The 17515-nt window shown below is 68.7% G+C and carries 11 protein-coding genes and 2 rRNA genes; 7 read left to right on the forward strand and 6 right to left on the reverse strand.

Translation table 11 applies throughout. From position 1 onward, the window contains the following. Window positions 1–326: 326 nt before the first annotated feature. On the forward strand, window positions 327–3935 hold the full coding sequence (mfd, locus tag AC0VYD_RS22205; protein ID WP_475477333.1) for a transcription-repair coupling factor: 3609 nt from the start codon (window positions 327–329) through the stop codon (window positions 3933–3935). 75 nt (window positions 3936–4010) lie between these two features. Further along, window positions 4011–4553 carry a hypothetical protein gene (locus AC0VYD_RS22210; RefSeq protein ID WP_475477334.1) on the forward strand — a complete coding sequence of 181 codons (543 nt, stop codon included), beginning with the start codon at window positions 4011–4013 and terminating at the stop codon, window positions 4551–4553. Between the two features lie 4 nt (window positions 4554–4557). On the opposite strand, the gene AC0VYD_RS22215 is transcribed toward AC0VYD_RS22210, so the two are convergent. Next, a complete protein-coding gene (locus AC0VYD_RS22215) occupies window positions 4558–6192 on the reverse strand; it encodes a cell division protein PerM (RefSeq protein ID WP_475477335.1) in 1635 nt (544 codons plus the stop codon). A gap of 154 nt (window positions 6193–6346) precedes the next feature. On the opposite strand from AC0VYD_RS22215, the gene AC0VYD_RS22220 reads away from it, so the two are divergent. Next, window positions 6347–6880 carry a DUF1707 domain-containing protein gene (locus tag AC0VYD_RS22220; protein ID WP_475477336.1) on the forward strand — a complete coding sequence of 178 codons (534 nt, stop codon included), beginning with the start codon at window positions 6347–6349 and terminating at the stop codon, window positions 6878–6880. A gap of 129 nt (window positions 6881–7009) precedes the next feature. On the opposite strand, the gene sucD is transcribed toward AC0VYD_RS22220, so the two are convergent. The 3 genes from sucD to AC0VYD_RS22235 all read right to left on the reverse strand — a co-directional run bounded on the left by sucD (window position 7010) and on the right by AC0VYD_RS22235 (window position 9861). Continuing rightward, the gene (sucD, locus tag AC0VYD_RS22225; RefSeq protein ID WP_475477337.1) at window positions 7010–7888 is read right to left on the reverse strand and encodes a succinate--CoA ligase subunit alpha; all 879 of its coding nucleotides are present in this window, start codon (window positions 7886–7888) and stop codon (window positions 7010–7012) included. Window positions 7889–7902: 14 nt separating this feature from the next. After that, window positions 7903–9084 carry an ADP-forming succinate--CoA ligase subunit beta gene (sucC, locus tag AC0VYD_RS22230; protein ID WP_191273786.1) on the reverse strand — a complete coding sequence of 394 codons (1182 nt, stop codon included), beginning with the start codon at window positions 9082–9084 and terminating at the stop codon, window positions 7903–7905. Window positions 9085–9450: 366 nt separating this feature from the next. After that, window positions 9451–9861, reverse strand: coding sequence for a cobalamin B12-binding domain-containing protein (locus AC0VYD_RS22235; RefSeq protein WP_191273784.1), 411 nt, complete (start codon window positions 9859–9861; stop codon window positions 9451–9453). A gap of 148 nt (window positions 9862–10009) precedes the next feature. On the opposite strand from AC0VYD_RS22235, the gene AC0VYD_RS22240 reads away from it, so the two are divergent. The 4 genes from AC0VYD_RS22240 to AC0VYD_RS22255 all read left to right on the forward strand — a co-directional run bounded on the left by AC0VYD_RS22240 (window position 10010) and on the right by AC0VYD_RS22255 (window position 13552). Continuing rightward, window positions 10010–10324 (forward strand): hypothetical protein, encoded by a 315-nt coding sequence (locus AC0VYD_RS22240; protein ID WP_475477338.1) that lies wholly within the window; start codon window positions 10010–10012, stop codon window positions 10322–10324. Between the two features lie 69 nt (window positions 10325–10393). Next, window positions 10394–11845 carry an AlkA N-terminal domain-containing protein gene (locus tag AC0VYD_RS22245; protein ID WP_475477339.1) on the forward strand — a complete coding sequence of 484 codons (1452 nt, stop codon included), beginning with the start codon at window positions 10394–10396 and terminating at the stop codon, window positions 11843–11845. Beyond that, window positions 11842–12417 (forward strand): methylated-DNA--[protein]-cysteine S-methyltransferase, encoded by a 576-nt coding sequence (locus tag AC0VYD_RS22250; RefSeq protein WP_475477340.1) that lies wholly within the window; start codon window positions 11842–11844, stop codon window positions 12415–12417. Before AC0VYD_RS22245 ends, AC0VYD_RS22250 begins: the two co-directional genes overlap by 4 nt. 100 nt (window positions 12418–12517) lie before the next feature. After that, window positions 12518–13552, forward strand: a complete 1035-nt coding sequence (locus AC0VYD_RS22255) for a M23 family metallopeptidase (RefSeq protein WP_475477341.1) — start codon at window positions 12518–12520, stop codon at window positions 13550–13552. A gap of 651 nt (window positions 13553–14203) precedes the next feature. On the opposite strand, the gene rrf is transcribed toward AC0VYD_RS22255, so the two are convergent. After that, window positions 14204–14319 (reverse strand): 5S ribosomal RNA (rrf, locus tag AC0VYD_RS22260). A 93-nt stretch (window positions 14320–14412) separates the two neighbouring features. After that, a 23S ribosomal RNA gene (locus tag AC0VYD_RS22265) occupies window positions 14413–17508 on the reverse strand. Between the last annotated feature and the right edge of the window lie 7 nt (window positions 17509–17515).

Here is a 17515-nt window from a genome sequence, read left to right on the forward strand (position 1 = left end):
TGTCCCCGGGCCCGAGGACACGGGGACCGTCGCACCGGTTCCGAACCGCCGACCCCGCGAACCCGGCCCGCACCCGACGGGCGGACTGGATAAGCTGAGGGGAGCCGGGTGACCCGGGCCCTTCTGCCACGGCCGCCCGCACCGTCACCGCCCACGTACGGACCGCCCCCAGCGACCCGCGGGGCGGCGGCGACCGTGCCCGCCGCACACACGCGGGTGCCGGTGCCGGGGCACATCACGGAGGGGACCGCGGCTGCAACCGCCTCGCCACCGCACGAACCGCAGGACGCGACGCCTGAACCGGACCACTCCCATTTTCTGGTGCTATGAGCCTCATTGGACTTCTCGCCGACGTCTCCAAGGACCCGGCACTGCACAGCGCGATCGAGACCGCCCGAAGCGGCCGCGATCCCCATCTCGACCTCGTCGCCCCGGCGGCGCTGCGCCCCTTCATGGTGGGGGCGCTGGCCGCCGACGCGCCCGTGGGCGCCGAACGGCCGGTACTCGCCGTCACCGCCACCGAGCGGGAGGCCGCCGACCTGACCGACGCGCTCGGCTCACTGCTGCCCGCGGACTCGGTCGCGCTCTTCCCCGCCTGGGAGACCCTGCCGCACGAACGGCTCTCCCCTCGTTCGGACACCGTGGGCCAGCGCCTGGCGGTGCTGCGCCGCCTGGCGCACCCGGACCCCTCCGACCCGCTCACCAGCCCGCTGCGGGTGGTGGTGGCCCCGGTCCGCAGCGTCCTGCAGCCGTTGGTCGCCGGACTCGGGGACCTGGAACCGGTCCGGATCCGGCCCGGTGACGAGGTCGCCCTGGAGGACGTGGTCAGCGCCCTGACCAACACCGGCTACGCCCGCGTGGACCTGGTGGACAAACGCGGCGACATGGCCGTACGCGGCGGCATCCTGGACGTCTTCCCGCCCACCGAGGAACACCCGCTCCGGTTGGAGTTCTGGGGCGACACCGTCGACGACATCCGCTACTTCCAGGTCGCCGACCAGCGCTCCATCACCCCTGTCGAGGGCGACGGCACCGGCCCGCGCACCAGCGCCGCCTCCGGCCTGTTCGCGCCGCCGTGCCGGGAACTGCTGCTCACCGAAACCGTCCGCGAACGCGCCCGGGCCCTGGCCGCCGAGCACCCCTCCCTGGCCGAGGTCCTCAACAAGATCGCCGACGGCGTGTCGGTCGAGGGCATGGAGGCCTTCGCGCCGGTGCTCGCCGAGCGCATGGAGCCCTTCCTCGCCCACCTGCCCCCGAACGCGATGGTGGTGGGCTGCGACCCCGAGCGGATCCGGGCCCGGGCCGTGGAACTGGAGGCCACCAGCGCCGAGTTCCTGGACGCTTCCTGGATCAACGCCGCGTCCGGCGGAGAGGCCCCCATCGACCTGGGCGAATCCGCCTACATGTCGATCTCCGAGCTGCGTGCGAACGCCGCGGACCTGGGCCTGCCCTGGTGGGGGCTGACACCGTTCAGCTCCGGCGAGGAGAAGGGCCCGGCCGAGGAGGACGACGCGGTCGTGGTGGGCGCGGTGCCCGCCGACTCCTACCGCGGCGACACCGAGCGCGCCCTGGCCGACGTCAAGGGCTGGCTGCACGACAACTGGAGCGTCGTGCTGGTCACCCAGGGGCACGGCCCCGCCGAGCGCCTGGTCGCGATGCTGCGCGACGCCGGGCTGGGCGCGACCCTCACCGACGACCTGGCCGAAGCGCCCAAGGAGGCGATCGCCACCGTCACCACCGGACTGGTCGACCACGGGTTCCTGCTGCGGTCGGTGCACACGGTGGTGCTCACCGAGACCGACCTGGCGGGCCAGAAGTCCTCCACCCGCGACATGCGCAGGATGCCCAGCCGCCGCAAGGGCACGGTCGACCCGCTCCAGCTCAAACCCGGTGACTACGTCGTGCACGAGCAGCACGGCGTGGGCCGGTACCTGGAGATGGTGAGCCGGCAGATCCAGGGCGCCACCCGCGAGTACCTGCTCATCGAGTACGCGCCGTCCAAGCGCGGACAGCCCGGCGACCGCCTGTTCGTGCCGACCGAGCAGCTCGGCGAGGTCACCCGGTACGTGGGCGGTGAGGCGCCGACGCTGTCCAAGATGGGCGGCGCCGAGTGGACCAAGGCGAAGAGCCGGGCCCGCAAGGTCGTCCGCGAGATCGCCGGGGACCTCATCCGGCTGTACTCGGCACGGCAGGCCTCGCCCGGGCACGCCTTCGGCCCGGACACCCCGTGGCAGCACGAGTTGGAGGACGCCTTCCCGTACGTGGAGACGCCCGACCAGCTGGCCGCGATCGACGAGGTCAAGAAGGACATGTCGAAGTCGGTCCCGATGGACCGGCTGATCTGCGGCGACGTGGGTTACGGCAAGACCGAGGTGGCGGTGCGCGCCGCGTTCAAGGCGGTCCAGGACGGCAAACAGGTCGCCCTGCTGGTGCCCACCACCCTGCTGGTCCAGCAGCACCTGTCGACCTTCACCGAGCGTTACGCCTCCTTCCCCGTCACCGTCAAACCGATGTCGCGGTTCCAGACCGACGGCGAGGTCGAGGCGACCCGGGAGGGGCTGCGCACCGGCGAGGTCGACGTGGTCATCGGCACGCACCGGCTGCTGTCGGCCGAGACCCGGTTCAAGGAACTGGGCCTGATCATCATCGACGAGGAGCAGCGCTTCGGCGTCGAGCACAAGGAGGCCCTGAAGCGGCTGCGCACCCAGGTGGACGTGCTGTCGATGTCGGCCACACCCATCCCGCGCACCCTGGAGATGGGTCTGACCGGCATCCGTGAGATGACCACGATCCTCACCCCGCCGGAGGAACGCCACCCGGTGCTCACCTTCGTGGGGCCCTACGAGGAGAAGCAGATCACCGCGGCGATCCGGCGCGAGCTCATGCGCGAGGGCCAGGTGTTCTTCGTGCACAACCGGGTGGCGTCCATCGACAAGGTCGCGGCGTCCATCAAGCGCATGGTGCCCGAGGCCCGGGTGGCGTACGCGCACGGCCAGATGAACGAGCAGCAGCTCGAGAAGGTCATGGTCGACTTCTGGGAGAAGAACTACGACGTCCTGGTCTCCACGACCATCGTCGAGTCCGGCCTGGACGTGCCCAACGCCAACACGCTGATCATCGACCGCGCCGACACCTACGGCCTGTCCCAGCTGCACCAGCTGCGCGGCCGGGTGGGCCGCGGCCGCGACCGCGCCTACGCGTACTTCCTGTACCCGCCGGAGAAGCCGCTGACCGAGACCGCCTACGAGCGGCTGGCGACGGTGGCCCAGCACACCGAGATGGGCGCGGGCATGTACGTGGCGATGAAGGACCTGGAGATCCGGGGCGCGGGCAACATCCTGGGCGCGGAACAGTCCGGGACGATCGCGGGCGTGGGCTTCGACCTGTACGTGCGCATGGTCGGCGAGGCCGTGGCCGAGCTCAAGGGGGACCCGGAGGCGGCCGCCGAGGCCGAGACCAAGGTCGAGCTGCCGATCAACGCGCACATCCCGCACGACTACGTGCCGGGCGAGCGGCTGCGCCTGCAGTCCTACAAGCGGATCGCGAGCGTCGCCAGCGAGGAGGACATCCTCGCCGCCTACGAGGAGCTCACCGACCGGTACGGCACCCCGCCGCAGCCGGTGGACAACCTCATGGCGGTGGCACGGTTCCGGGTGCTGGCCAAGTCCGCCGGGCTGGCGGACGTGGTCATGCAGGGCAACCAGATCCGGTTCTCCCCGGTGGAGCTGCGCGAGTCCCAGGAGCTGCGGCTGCGGCGGATGTACCCCAAGTCCATCCGGAAGGAGGCCACCAGGACCCTCCTGGTCCCGGTCCCCAAGGCCGGCGGGCTGGGCGGCAAGCCGCTGCGCGACCTGGAACTGCTCAAGTGGTGCACCGACCTGGTGAACGCGATCTTCGAGCCGGACAAGCGCCGGGCCCAGCCGAAGGGCGAGTAGCCGGGCGGGGGCCCGGGCGGAGGGCACGGTCTTCGGGCCGTGCCCTCCGCCCGGGGCGCGGCTAGACTGCCCGCCATGTCGAGACAGCGCGCTCCCCGGGCCGACCCGCGCGGACGCGGTTCCCGGTGGGCCGGCGCGGCCTGCCTGCTCCTGGTACCCCCGGGGTCCTTCGGGGCGTACCGGGAACTGACCTCCTCCTTCGTGGACGTCCCGGAGTCGGCCTTCGCGGCGCTGACCGCGCTCCTGGGCGCCGTGCTCGGACTCGCCCTGCTGGCGCCGCCCGCGTGGCTGAAGTGGTGGCCCCTGGGCGTGGCGCCCCTGGCCCTGGGTTTCCTCGGCACCGGGCTGATGCTGCTCTGGGACCCGGCCGCGGCGGTGAACACGGAGTTCGCGAACTCGCGCACGAACACCATCGAGGGCGTCGTACTCACCGGGGTGTTCCTGGTGGTGCTGGGCGCGGGCGGGCTGGCCGCCCTCGTGGCGCCGCTCCTGCCCCGAACGCGCCGCCGCTCCGTCGAACCCCGGCAGCTCCCCGCCCGCGCCCCGGCACCGGGCATGACCCCCAAGCAGCGGCGCCGGGCACGCAAGCACCGTAACCGGGCGGCCGGTTCCCGCTGACCCCTCAGCCGTTCCGGTCCGGCTCCTCCGGCGCCGCCGCCTCGTAGGTGATGCCGTACATCTCCTCCTCGGCCTCCTCGTCGGCCCTGCGGCGCCACCAGCCGCCCCCGGCCCGCTTCTCCGCGCGCCGCTGGGACCGGAGCTCCCGGCGGGCCTCCCTGCGCGCCCGCCACTCGGCGGCCCTGTCCTGTCTGCGGGCCCGCCGTGCCCGCTTCAGCTCGGCCCTGCGCTCGACGATGGTCTGCTCCCGTGGCCGCTGCTGGACCGGCTCCTCCTCGCGGGGGCGCAGCGCCGTGACCGTGGCCAACCCCTTGCCCACCGGCACGTCCTCGGGCAGCTCCACCACCGGCTGGGCGGGTTCGGGACGCTCCGCCCCGGCCTCCTCCCGCCGGGTGACGGCCTCCCGGGACAGCTTGCGCGTGTACCACCAGTTCGCGATCCACGCCGCCACCGCCGCGGCCACACCCACCTCCAGGGCGGCCACGAGGCCGACCTGCCAGGCCGAGGGGCCCATCTCGGTGAGCCGCTGGGCCCCCAGCGACCCGCCCGCCAGTCCGGCCAGCGCCGCGCAGAGCATCCCCGTGGTCACACCGCACACGAAACCCCACAGGGGCGCCGCCTCACTGACCACGTCCGGTGCGCTGCGCTGGGTCAGCACTCCTCCGATCGCGCCCGCCGCGAACGGCACCGCCAGCGCGGCCAGGGACAGCACCGGGGCGGCCCCGTTCTCGGGCAGCGCCGCGAGCATCGGCAGCGAGGGCAACGCGCCCACCGACACCCCGGTCGGCGCGACCTCCGTCCCCCCGCCCATGGCGAAACCGGGCCCGAGCGCGTAACAGACCGCGAAGACCACCGCGTTGGGCAGGTAGGCCAACTGGACGATCAGCAGGAGCGCACCGCCGACCACCCCGGGGGCGAGCACGTGCGTGGCGCCGATCGCCTCGGGCAGACTCACCGCCAGCGCCACCAGGAACAGCACCAGCCCCCCGGCCAACAGGACCCCCGTCGAAACGAGCATGCCCACCAGGAGCGACCGGGAGCGGGCGGGCATCAGGTCGAGGAGGTCGTGGACGGCCACCCCCTTCTCCCGCATGAGCTGGCGGAGCACCCCCAGCCCGCCGGCGAGGAACGCGATCACGAACCCCATCAGGAGGGCGCGCGGCATGCTCGGAACGACCTCGTCGGTCCGCGCGAGCAGCGCGAGCGTGCCGGCGATCGCCGCGTAGGGTCCGGCGATCGCCAGCGCCGCCCGGTAGACGTGGCGCAGGCGCCCGATCTCACAGTTGCGGGCCAGCCAGTGCCCGAACCGGTACAGCACCAGCCCCGGCAGCAGCACCAGCCCCAGCGGAAGCAGGCTGATCTGTCCCTCCGCGATCGAGAAGGACACGTGGTGTCCCACCAACCAGGCCAAGACGGCACCGCGCAGCAGGTCGGCGATGTCCTCGCCGAAGGTGTCGTGGGGGGCGGCGACCCAACCGATCATGGTGAGGGTGACGATCACCGCCAGCCCGATGCCCGCGGCCGAGGCGGCGGCGATCCCCCCGGTGGAGTAGACCGGGCGGGGCGCACCCTGGAACGCGGGGGCGGCGCCGCTGCGGGACGGGCGGCCTCTGGCAGGGGGAGTTCCTGGCGTACTCACCCGACTTATGCTGCCAGGGACCGGAATGCTCCGTGGTATCCCGGCCGCGCGTGTCGTGTCCGCATCGGCCGTGCCCCGGCTCCGTGCGGAACCGGCGGCAAACGCGATACGTCGTAAGATGAGAGCCCGGTCACCCCCGCACGAAGGACACCATATGGGAGAGCTCGAACCCGACCACCGCTACCGTCTGTCCGATGCCGAACGCGACGAGGCGCTCGGAAACCTGCGGTTGGCGTTCGAGGAGGGACGGCTGGACACCGAGGAGCACGAGCGCCGGACGGACGCGGCGCTCCGGGCGGTCAGCAACGCCGGTCTGGTCCCGCTCTTCGAGGACCTGCCGCGCAGACTGGTCCCCGGCGCCGTCACCGCACCCGAACCGGTCGGCCCGGCTCCGGCCGCCGGCTCCCCCGCCGTCCCCGGGCCGCGGGAGGGCGAGGTCGCCGAGAGAGCCTCGGAGTCGTCCGCACCAGCCAAACGCGAAGGCCGCCGCCCCAACATGAACGGCCTGATTTTCCTCGGCGGGTTCTTCTTCATCCTGTGGGGGATCCCCGCGATCGCCAGCGGCAGCGCCGGCGCCCTGATCGGCTGGGCGATCTTCATGGTGGTGTTCATGGTCCCCGCCGTCACCGTCGCCACGGTGCAGGGTCTGCGCCGACGCGCGGAGAACCGCCCCGAGACCGAGGAGTGACCCGGCCGGTCCGTCGGGGCGACCGGACGGCGGCCGACACACGAAACGGCTCCGCCCCGCCTACCGGTGGTCCGGCGGCGGGGCGGAGCCGTTCGCGAACGACAGCCCGGGGGCGTGGTGCCCCTGGGACTAGAAGAGCTCGCGCGCCAGGTTGGCGGTCTCGCTCGGGGTCTTGCCGACCTTGACGCCGGCGGCCTCGAGGGCCTCCTTCTTGGCGGCGGCCGTGCCGGAGGAACCGGAGACGATGGCGCCGGCGTGGCCCATGGTCTTGCCCTCCGGGGCGGTGAAGCCCGCGACGTAGCCGACGACCGGCTTGGTCACGTTCTCCTTGATGAACGCGGCCGCGCGCTCCTCGGCGTCGCCGCCGATCTCACCGATCATCACGATCACGTCGGTGTCCGGGTCGGCCTCGAAGGCCGCCAGGGCGTCGATGTGCGTGGTGCCGATGATCGGGTCGCCACCGATGCCGACGGCGGACGAGAAGCCGATGTCGCGCAGCTCGTACATCATCTGGTAGGTGAGCGTGCCCGACTTCGAGACCAGGCCGATACGGCCGGGCTTGGTGATGTCGGCCGGGATGATGCCGGCGTTGGACTGGCCCGGGGTGATCAGACCGGGGCAGTTCGGGCCGATGATCCGGGTCTTGTTGCCCTTGGAACCGGCGTAGGCCCAGAAGGCGGCGGTGTCGTGGACCGGGATGCCCTCGGTGATCACGACGGCCAGACCGATCTCGGCGTCGATCGCCTCGATGACGGCGTCCTTGGAGAACTTCGGCGGAACGAAGATCACGGTGACGTCGGCGCCGGTGGCGGCCATGCCGTCGGCGACCGAGCCGAAGACCGGGACCTCGGTGCCGTCGAAGTCGACCTTCTGGCCGGCCTTGCGCGGGTTCACGCCACCGACGATGTTGGTGCCCGACGCGAGCATGCGACGGGTGTGCTTGGTGCCCTCAGAGCCGGTCATGCCCTGGACCAGCACCTTGCTGTCCTTGTTCAGGAAGATAGCCATGGTGTTTTCGTCCCCTACTTCGCCGCGAGCTCGGCGGCCTGAGCGGCAGCGCCGTCCATCGTGTCGACCCGTCGAACGGCCGGGTGGGCGCGCTCGTCGAGGATCTGGCGGCCCAGCTCGGCGTTGTTGCCGTCCAGTCGGACGACCAGCGGCTTGCTGACGTCGTCACCGCGCTTCTCCAGCAGCTCCAGCGCCTGCACGATGCCATTGGCCACGGCGTCGCAGGCGGTGATGCCACCGAAGACGTTGACGAACACGCTCTTGACGGCGGGGTCGCCCAGGATGATCTCCAGGCCGTTGGCCATGACCTCGGCCGAGGCACCGCCCCCGATGTCGAGGAAGTTGGCGGGCTTGACCCCGCCGTGGTTCTCACCGGCGTAGGCGACCACGTCCAGCGTCGACATGACCAGACCGGCACCGTTACCGATGATGCCGACCTCGCCGTCGAGCTTGACGTAGTTGAGGCCCTTGGCCTTGGCGGCGACCTCGAGCGGGTCACCCTCCGCGGCGAAGGTCAGGCTCTCCAGGTCCTGGCGGAACTCGGCGTTCTCGTCCAGGGTCACCTTGCCGTCGAGGGCGACGACCCGGCCGTCCTTGGTCAGGATGAGCGGGTTCACCTCCGCGAGGGTGGCGTCCTTGCCGACGAAGGCGTCCCAGAGCTTGGTGATGATCTCCGTGGCACCCGCGACGGCGGCCTCGGGCAGCTTGCCCGCCTTGACGATCTCCGCGGCGACGTCGGCCGGGGCGCCCTTGAGGGCGTCGATCGAGATCTTCGCTACGGCGTCGGGGTTGGTCTCGGCGACCTCCTCGATCTCCACGCCGCCCTCTTTGGAGCAGATGGCGAGGAAGTCGCGGTTGGCGCGGTCGAGCAGGAAGGAGAAGTAGTACTCCTCGGCGATGTCACTCGCCTCCTCGACCAGGACACGGTGGACCGTGTGGCCCTTGATGTCCATGCCGAGGATCTGCTCGGCCTTGGCCTGGGCGTCCTCGGGGTCGTCGGCGACCTTGACGCCGCCGGCCTTACCGCGGCCACCGGTCTTGACCTGGGCCTTCACGACGACGCGGGGCTTGCCCGCGGCGGCGAACTCATCAGCGATGGCACGCGCCTCAGCGGCCGTGCTCGCCACCTTCCCCTGGGGTACGGGAACCCCGTACTCTGCGAAGAGTTGCTTCGCCTGGTATTCGAACAGGTCCACGAGGGTCCGTCCTTGTAACTCGCTGGCTCAAGTGTGTACCGGGGTGGCGTGTCCGGATCGGCGGTGACGTACTGAACAGGTGTCACACGACGCAAACCCCGCTGGGGTTGAGCCGCCTACTCAAGATCGAGATCGCCGCGGCGTTGCCACCCGCGACATGCGAAAGCTTAGTCGCCCGCGGTCCGGCCGCCGGACACCGGGGCGGCGTTGCTCCGGCGGGTCAGGGCCCAAAAGCCGCTCATGCGGCACCGGAACGGCCCCCGCATGGGAATTTATGTGACCAGTGACACCCCGGATAACACCGTTCCCGGGCACTTTCGCCCCGCATCGGACTTCTACCGGGGTGCGACGAACGTCACGGTGCCCTCAGGCCGCGTGCGCGGGCCGGATGTTCTCGCGCACCCACTCCGCGATCTCCGCGGTGGGCGCCCCCGGTGTGAAGATCCTGGCGACACCCATCTCCTCCAGCGCCGCGATGTCGGAGTCGGGGATGATCCCCCCGCCGAACACCCGGATGTCGGTGGCGTCGTTCTCCCGCAGCAGCTCCATGACCCGGCCGAACATGGTCATGTGGGCGCCCGAGAGCACCGACAGCCCGATGGCGTCCGCGTCCTCCTGCAGAGCCGCCGCCACGATCATCTCGGGCGTCTGGCGCAGGCCGGTGTAGATGACCTCCACCCCCGCGTCCCGCAGGACCCGGGCGACGATCTTCACGCCCCGGTCGTGCCCGTCCAGTCCCGGCTTCGCGACGACGACCCGTGCTGCGGCCTCGGCCATGGCGTACCCCTCACTACGTTCCCCCGTACGCACCCGGCGCCCCTTGTGAGGGCCTCCCGGACACCCGGAGTGGAGATGATGAACTCGTGTGAAGAGTAACTCAGGTCACTTGCGGATGCCGGGCGCGGGTGCGGGTATCTTCCCAGACATGGACGACCACGTGACCGGTTTCGAGCAGACCAGCACCGAAGACCTGCGCGAACGCGCCGTGGAGCTGGCACGGCAACGGTGGGACGTACGTTTCTTCTGGCGGCTGTTGGGCCTGATCCCCGCCGCGGAGGCCGTCGCGGGCAACATGGACGCCAGCGAGGCCAGTGTCGCCCAGGCGTCCGGATTCCTCTACGAGGCGCTCTCCTCCGAGAAGGACCCCGAGGTGCAGGAGGCGCTCCGCCCCGTCTACATCCAGTACCTGGAGGAGCACGGCGGGGGCGAGGAACCGGGAGGGGACCGGACACAGGACTGACCCCCTCGACCGCCATGTCCGAAAACCGCCAGCACCGAGGCGCCTCCGTCGGTGAACATGGTGGTTGTGATGGACGACGAACAGCGCTACCGCGCGGTACACAGCAGGGACGCCCGCTTCGACGGGGTCTTCTACACCGCCGTGCGCACCACCGGCATCTACTGCCGCCCCAGCTGTCCGGCGGTGACCCCGCGCAGGGAGAACGTCCGCTTCTACCGGACCGCGGCCGCCGCGCAGGAGTCAGGGTTCCGCGCCTGTAAGCGGTGCCGCCCGGACACCGTGCCCGGGTCCCCCGAATGGAACGTGCGCGCCGACGTTGTGGGCCGGGCCGTCCGGCTCATCCGCGACGGCGCCGTCGACCGGGGCGGCGTGGGCACGCTCGCCGACGCCCTCGGCTACAGCGAGCGCCAGCTGAACCGGCTGCTCAGCGCCGAGGTCGGCGCGGGGCCGCTGGCCCTGGCCCGGACCGAACGCGCACACACCGCCCGCGTCCTCGTGGAGACCACGGACATGCCGATGGCGGACGCCGCCTTCGCGGCCGGGTTCGCGAGTGTGCGGCAGTTCAACGAGACCATGCGCGCGGTGTTCGACCGCTCCCCGTCCCAGATGCGGGCCGCGGCGGGCCGGGGCGGCGGCACGCCCGCCGTCCCGGGCTCGATCGTGCTGCGGCTGCCCTACCGGGGTCGGATCGACCTGGGCGGGATGCTGTCCTTCCTCGGCGACCGCGCCGTCCCGGGGGTGGAGGAGTACTCCGGCGGCGTGTACCGGCGGACGCTGCGGTTGCCGCACGGGCAGGCCGTCGCCGAACTCTCCCCGGGTACCGGACACGTGCTGTGCCGACTGCGACTGACCGAGCCGCGCGACCTGTCCAGCGCCGTGCGCCGCTGCCGGAGCCTGCTGGACCTGGACGCCGACCCGCAGGCGGTCGAGGAGGTGCTCGGCCCGGACCCCGTACTGGGCCCGGTTCTGCGACGGCATCCGGGGGTGCGCGCCCCGGGGCACGTGGACCCGGCGGAGCTGGCGGTCCGGGCTGTCCTGGGTCAGCAGGTCTCGGTCCGGGCCGCGCGTACTCTGGCGGGGCGCCTGGTGACCCGGTTCGGAGAGCGGCTTCGGACGCCGGACGGCGGGCTCACCCATATGTTCCCCACCTCCGAGGCCCTGGCCGCCGCCGACCCCTCCGACCTGTCCATCCCCGTTGCCCGGGGCCGGGCCCTGGTAGCTGTGGCGGAGGCGATCGCCTCCGGACGGGTGGTTCTGGGGCCGGGCTGCGACCGCGACGAGGCGGAGCGGCGCCTGGTGGAACTGCGCGGGATCGGCCCGTGGACCGCCGGATACGTGCGGATGCGCGGCCTCGGGGACCCGGACGTGTTCCTGTCCACCGACCTCGGCGTACGCCAGGCCCTGGACCGGACGGCCGCGGCGAGCCGCGAGACCAGGGCTTGGAGCCCGTGGCGTTCGTACGCCACCCACCTGCTCTGGGCCTCGCTCAACGAAGAACAGCACCGAGAGGAATCAGGATGAACACCGAACTTCCGCTGGGCCTGCCCCGGGAACCAGCCGCCCCGCCGAGGCGCACCGCGACACCGTTCCGCGAACCGCTGCCGGGGCCGACCCGCTACACCACGGTGGACTCCCCGCTGGGTGAGCTGCTGCTGTACGGCGACGGCGAGGCCCTGGGCGGGGTGCTGACCCCGCCCAGGGACGGCGTCGAACGGTCGGTCCCCCAGGACTGGGTGGCCGAGTCGAAACCGTTCACCGAGGCGGCCCGGCAGCTGGCCGCGTACTTCGCCGGGGAGCTCCGGGAGTTCGACCTCCCCCTCGCCCCGGCCGGAACCCCCTGGCAGCTTCGGGTGTGGCTGGCGCTGACCACCATCCCGTACGGGGAGACCGCCGGTTACGGCCAGCTCGCCGGGGAACTGGGCAAGCCGACGGCCTCCCGCGCGGTGGGCACGGCCAACGGCCGGAACCCGATCAGCGTCATCGTCCCCTGCCACCGGGTCATCGGCGCCAACGGAAGCCTGACGGGCTACGCGGGCGGGCTGGAGCGCAAGGAGTACCTGCTGACCCTGGAGCGGGCGGGCCGGGGTGCGTGAACTTCGGGTTACACCCCTTGTCGGGGAATGACCACGTGCTTACTCTGCGGTAGCAACAATCAAAGGTTGTGCTCAGATCCCCGCTCCCCCAGGAGAAGCGTTGACACCTCCCGCCCCCTCCCCCCGACGTGTGTCATTCCTCCCCTTCGCGGTGACCGCCGCGTCAGCACTCCTCGTCTCGGCCACCGCCACCCCCGCTGCCGCCCAGACCCCGACGCAGCCGCTCAGCGCCGCCGACAACGTGGAGGTCCTCGGTATCGACGAGGGCCTCCCGGCCGCCTTCGGCGCGGTCCCCGCCGAGGAGTCCCTGGCCGACTCCGTCATCGAGGACGTCCTCGACATCCGCGCCACCGAACTCCCCACCCTCGAGGCCCAGGACCGCGACGTCCGGGTCGACATCAGGGAGGCCACCGACGAGGCGGCCTTCGGCGTCGCCATCGTCACCGCCCCCGAGGTCGAGGGCGAGGACCCCTACGCCTGGCTGTTCGCCGCGGAACTCGACGGCGCCGTCTGGTCCGTGGGCCTTGAGGGCACCGAGGAGTTCTCCGAGATCCTCGCCGACTCCTCGCTCCTGGACACCGAGGAACGCGAAACCGTCGCCGCGTCCGCCGATCCCGACCGGATCTCCGCCATGGCCTACACCGGCGTCGGTCTGCCGTTCTCGATCGGCACGTCCATGGTGATGACCGGCGGTCCCCACGGTTTCAGCGGCGGCCCCCCGTACAGCTCCGTGGACTTCGCCGGCGGCAACGGCCAGGCCCGTGCGGCCCGGGGCGGCTACGCCTACTCCCTGTGTGACGGCTGGACCCGGGTCATCCACGACAACGGGTACTCCACGGACTACTACCACCTGGAGAACTACCAGTGGTTGCCGGGTAACAACGTCGGCACCGGCCACTACCTCGGCACCCAGGGCAACAGCGTCTGCGCCGGCGGTTCCAGCACCGGGGCCCACATCCACTTCGCCCTGCGCGGTTACACCGACCCGAACGCCGCGGGCTGGTACGTGGCGCTGAACGGCCTGACCCTGGGCGGCTGGACCTTCGTCGAGGGCGCGGCCTACGGCGGCTACGCCTACCGGAACGGCGTCGGTACCGTCTACCCGGGCGGCTGGATGTACAACTACGGCTTCTGAAGCCTCCCCCTGGCCAGCACCCCAGGGGACCCAGGCCCCCACTACCCCGACCCCCTCAACCCCAGGGGGTCGGACGTGCGCTTCCAGCCGACAGCACCCCCAAGGGGTTCAGGCCCCCGCCATGCGCTGTTGTCAGGCGGGCGGTGCAAACCCCCTCAACCCCGGGGGGTCACAGAACGTGCGCCTTGTGTGTCCTCCCCTGGTGGTGGGAGTTGGCCGAAGAGCGGTGGGCGGCGCCCGGCCACAGGGGGTTTTCGCCAGTGGTGGGGACACGTGTCTCCAGAACACGTCAGTAGTCCAGGGGGTTGGCGAGCTAGGGGCCTCGCCCTTTTCCAGACCCAGACGTAGCAAGATCAAACACGTCCCGCGAGGTGCGTAGCGGCCTCCGAGTACGCCCCACACCAACCCCCACAGGGCCCAGCCGGACGAACACCGGGCCCAGACCACCCCAGGGGGGTGTCCCGAACCCCCACCACCAACCGTTTGAAGGCACCACCCGGGCAGAACCCTCCACCACAGCCAGGCGGGGAACCCACCCAGCCCAGGACAGCACCCTCCCCCACCCCCGCTTTTCACATGTTCACAAACCACCACAAAAAACAAGAAGAAGGGGGCCGCCATAACAGCAACCCCCTCCTTCTTCAAGAAAAACCGTGGCAGCGACCTACTCTCCCACCCCACCACAGGGCAGTACCATCAGCGCAAGGAGACTTAACGACCGGGTTCGGAATGAGACCGAGTGTGACCCTCCTGCTACAACCACCACGGAAACCAACAACCACCACAACTCAACCCCAAAGGGGAGTCACGACAGCCAAGCTTCGTGTGAATACAGTGTGCGCGAACATCCAATTATCTGCAGCGGACAAGCCCTCGGCCTATTAGTACCGGTCAGCTCCACCCCTCACAAGGCTTCCACACCCGGCCTATCAACCCTGTCGTCTACAGGGAGCCTTACCCTCTCAAGGAGGCAGGAGACCTCATCTCGAAGCAAGCTTCCCGCTTAGATGCTTTCAGCGGTTATCTCTCCCGAACGTAGCCAACCAGCCATGCCCTTGGCAGGACAACTGGCACACCAGAGGTTCGTCCGTCCCGGTCCTCTCGTACTAGGGACAGCCCTTCTCAAGTCTCCAACGCGCACAGCGGATAGGGACCGAACTGTCTCACGACGTTCTAAACCCAGCTCGCGTGCCGCTTTAATGGGCGAACAGCCCAACCCTTGGGACCAACTCCAGCCCCAGGATGCGACGAGCCGACATCGAGGTGCCAAACCATCCCGTCGATATGGACTCTTGGGGAAGATCAGCCTGTTATCCCCGGGGTACCTTTTAGCCGTTGAGCGACACCGCTTCCACACGCCGGTGCCGGATCACTAGTCCCAGCTTTCGCTCCTGCTCGACACGTCCGTCTCACAGTCAAGCTCCCTTGTGCACTTACACTCAACACCTGATTACCAACCAGGCTGAGGGAACCTTTGGGCGCCTCCGTTACTCTTTGGGAGGCAACCGCCCCAGTTAAACTACCCACCAGACACTGTCCCCGAACCGGATCACGGTCCAAAGTTAGATGCCCGAAACAGTCAGAGTGGTATTTCACCAACGCCTCCACCGCCACTAGCGTGACGACTTCACCGGCTCCCACCTATCCTACACAAACCATCCCAAACACCAATGTCAAGCTATAGTGAAGGTCCCGGGGTCTTTCCGTCCTGCTGCGCGAAACGAGCATCTTTACTCGTAGTGCAATTTCACCGGGCCCATGGTTGAGACAGTGGGGAAGTCGTTACGCCATTCGTGCAGGTCGGAACTTACCCGACAAGGAATTTCGCTACCTTAGGATGGTTATAGTTACCACCGCCGTTTACTGGCGCTTAGATTCCTAGCTTCGCCGGGGCGAACCCCAACTAACCAGTCCTCTTAACGTTCCAGCACCGGGCAGGCGTCAGTCCGTATACAGCGTCTTACGACTTCGCACGGACCTGTGTTTTTAATAAACAGTCGCTTCCCCCCGCTATCTGCGACCCCACCCAGCTCAGGCCGTAAAGACCGTCACCAGACAGGGCTCCCCTTCTCCCAAAGTTACGGGGACAATTTGCCGAGTTCCTTAACCATGGTTCACCCGAACGCCTCGGTATTCTCTACCTGACCACCTGCGTCGGTTTAGGGTACTGGCCACACACGAACTCGCTAGAGGCTTTTCTCGACAGCATGGGATCACTCACTTCACCAAAAACGGCTCGGCATCACGTCTCAGCCCTGATGAGAGGCGGATTTACCTACCCCCCGGCCTACACGCTTACCCCCGGACAACCACCGCCGGGTAGAGCTACCCTCCTGCGTCACCCCATCACTTACCTACTACAAGCTCGGGTCCCAGACCAGATACAAACAATCTCCCGAAGGATTTTGCAAGATCCAGCGTGGTTAGCATCACCTGATTCAGTATTGGACGCTCGTGCACGGGTACGGGAATATCAACCCGTTATCCATCGACTACGCCTGTCGGCCTCGCCTTAGGTCCAGACTCACCCTGGGCGGATTAACCTGCCCCAGGAACCCTTAGTCAATCGGCGGCAACGTTTCTCACGTTGCTTTCGCTACTCATGCCTGCATTCTCACTCGCACACCCTCCACCACACGATCACTCGGCAGCTTCACTGGATGCACGACGCTCCCCTACCAACCCAGCCCTCAAGGGGCTGAACTTCACAGCTTCGGCGGTGTACTTAAGCCCCGCTACATTATCGGCGCAGAACCACTTGACCAGTGAGCTATTACGCACTCTTTAAAGGATGGCTGCTTCTAAGCCAACCTCCTGGTTGTCTGGGCAACTCCACAACCTTTCCCACTTAGCACACGCTTAGGGGCCTTAGCTGATGATCTGGGCTGTTTCCCTCTCGACTACGAAGCTTATCCCCCGCAGTCTCACTGCCACGCTTCACTTCACCGGCATTCGGAGTTTGTCTGACGTCAGTAACCTTGTCGGGCCCATCAGCCAAACAGTAGCTCTACCTCCAGCAAGAAACACGTGACGCTGCACCTAAATGCATTTCGGGGAGAACCAGCTATCACGGAGTTTGATTGGCCTTTCACCCCTACCCACACCTCATCCCCCAGATTTTCAACTCTGGTGGGTTCGGGCCTCCACGAGGTCTTACCCCCGCTTCACCCTGGACATGGGTAGATCACTCCGCTTCGGGTCCACAGCATGCGACTCAACCGCCCTATTCAGACTCGGTTTCCCTACGGCTACCCCACCCGGGTTAACCTTGCCACACACCATGACTCGCAGGCTCATTCTTCAAAAGGCACGCCATCACCAGGAACAAGCCCCAGCTCTGACGGCTTGACAGCACACGGTTTCAGGTACTATTTCACGACCCCTCACCGGGGCACTTTTCACCTTTCCCTCACGGTACTAGTGCACTATCGGTCATCAGGACGTATTTTGGCTTAGCAGGTGGTCCTGCCAGATTCACACGGAATTTCTCGGGCTCCGCGCTACTCGGGAACACACCAACACCTAGACTCTTCCTTCACCTACGGGACTCTCACCCACTCCGGTACCGCTTCCCAACGGATTCAGCTAGAAGAACCATCAGCGCTCCAGGCCGACAGACCTGGAAAGATGCACCCCACAACCCCGCACACGCAACGACTGCCGTCTATCACACGCATACGGTTTAGCCTCTTCCCCGTTCGCTCACCACTACTAGGAGAATCACTGTTGTTTACTCTTCCTACGGGTACTGAGATGTTTCACTTCCCCGCGTCACCACCAACTACCCTATACATTCAGGTAGCGGCAACCCGACACAACTCGGGCTAGGTTTCCCCATTCGGACACCCGCGGATCAAAGCTCGGTTGACAGCTCCCCGCGGCCTATCGTGGCCTCCCACGTCCTTCATCGGCGCCTGATGCCAAGGCATCCACCGTGTGCCACTATCACTTGGCCACTACAGA

This window comes from Nocardiopsis sp. iso_40 (genome assembly GCF_056173285.1).